Consider the following 1,587-nt stretch of genomic DNA (forward strand, 5'->3'; position numbering starts at 1 on the left):
AACCGGCACGATTCGATGGCATTCGAGCGCACGCTGGATGCCATTCCTGCGATACCGGGCCTGAACGGACAGCCTCGCAAACGTCCGGGCAAGCTACATGCGGACAAAGGCTATGACTTTGCACGCTGCCGTCGTTACCTGAGGCAGCGCGGCATCACGGCCCGCATCGCCCGCCGTGGCGTGGAAAGTAAGGAGCGGCTCGGCCGGTATCGCTGGGTAGTCGAGCGCACGCATGCCTGGTTTGCCGGTTTCGGCAAACTGCGCATTCGTTTCGAGCGTCGTCTCGACATTCATGTCGCGTTGCTCTCCCTGGCTGCTGCCGTTATCTGTTCGCGCTTCGTTGATGACTTGTGTTAGCCGCTCTTAATGCACGTCCACCCGTCACGGAACGCTTCGTGACCATCCAGCAGTCGCAACGCCATCAACGAAACTGGCGAAGCCGTACCACGCCGCCGCTTTATCCGTGGATGAAGCTGGCAGGACGATGGATCGAGCACGCGGGCTTCACACCAGGGCAGCGCGTAAGGATCAACGTTGAACACGGGCGACTGATCATTACCGCCGAGTAAAAGCACGAAGGGCCGCATGGTTGCGGCCCTTCGTTCATGGGATGTTATGTAGGCAAGCGCTGGAACTGCTGACCACTTCATCAAGCAACGCTTCTTCTTTCAACGAGAAGTTGGCGTATTGAGCCATAGCTCTGCACGTCGTTAAATCCCTGATCACATCCTTTAGTTTATTTGGATCATTTCTCATCTTATCAATTTCGACACGATGCTTTAAAAAAAATTGGGCCGAATCAATCTTTCCTGACTTCACTAGTTCGTCATAGATTTCATCGAGACAATTCAACAAGGTTGTCAATTCCGTTACCAAGGCACATCCTTCGTTTGCGTTACCCATACCTTGGGCACATTAGTCACAACAGCCTGGTAGCCACCACCGGGATATCCAGCTCCCTGGGCCGCCGCCGCACCTTCGCTGAGCCACGTACCTTGAGGAACATCAAATTTGGATACCTTCGTGATGTTTACGCCCCAGTCTCGGCGAATAGCCAAGTCCGACCTCAATTCCTCTTCAGAAGAATACTTTTTGTTTGTTAGCCACGCACATTTTCTTCCTGTTCGATTGTTAGCCCCATGATATTTATAGAGCGTCTCATTTTTCGACAGTTGTCTATTTGAGTAAGCGCCGTTCTCAAACGTTTGAGAAATATTGTCCGGGAGTTTTGGACCTATCCCGCTCAACCCCAGCGGATCGATCCACTGCACGGGCGAGGGTGCGTAAGAGTACGCATTGAGTCCACCGAGCAGGCCAATCGGATCCTTACTGATGAACCGCCCGCTTTGCGGATCATAGTACCGATGCCGATTGTAGTGTAGCCCCGTCTCGCGGTCGAAGTACTGGCCCGCAAAGCGCAACGGATTCGTAATCCCGGCCTTCCTCGCCGCATCGCTGATGACTTCGTGAGCCTTGCCCCACGCCTGGTAACACGCGTTCCACGCTACTTCGCCCGCCGCATCCGTCAACTCGCGTGGCGTGCCGATCTGGTCACAATGATAGTACGCCAGCGCCCTGAACGGGTGC

4 protein-coding genes are annotated in these 1,587 nt (G+C 54.6%); 2 read left to right on the plus strand and 2 right to left on the minus strand.

Annotated features, from left to right (window positions below):
• The coding region (locus tag BLU17_RS32045; protein WP_143189256.1) for a transposase at positions 1 to 357 on the plus strand (357 nt) is incomplete at its 5' end.
• A 38-nt stretch (positions 358 to 395) separates the two neighbouring features.
• The gene (locus BLU17_RS32050; protein WP_342713896.1) at positions 396 to 569 is read left to right on the plus strand and encodes a SymE family type I addiction module toxin; all 174 of its coding nucleotides are present in this window, start codon (positions 396 to 398) and stop codon (positions 567 to 569) included.
• A 34-nt stretch (positions 570 to 603) separates the two neighbouring features.
• Here BLU17_RS32050 and BLU17_RS32965 read toward each other — a convergent pair whose 3' ends face one another.
• On the minus strand, positions 604 to 876 hold the full coding sequence (locus BLU17_RS32965; RefSeq protein ID WP_143189414.1) for a hypothetical protein: 273 nt from the start codon (positions 874 to 876) through the stop codon (positions 604 to 606).
• Positions 870 to 1,587 (minus strand): RHS repeat-associated core domain-containing protein (locus BLU17_RS34365; RefSeq protein ID WP_281247885.1); only part of this gene is annotated, 718 nt, incomplete at its 5' end. The genes BLU17_RS32965 and BLU17_RS34365, both read right to left, overlap by 7 nt.

It is taken from the genome of Paraburkholderia lycopersici, assembly GCF_900096975.1.
GTDB lineage: Bacteria > Pseudomonadota > Gammaproteobacteria > Burkholderiales > Burkholderiaceae > Paraburkholderia > Paraburkholderia lycopersici.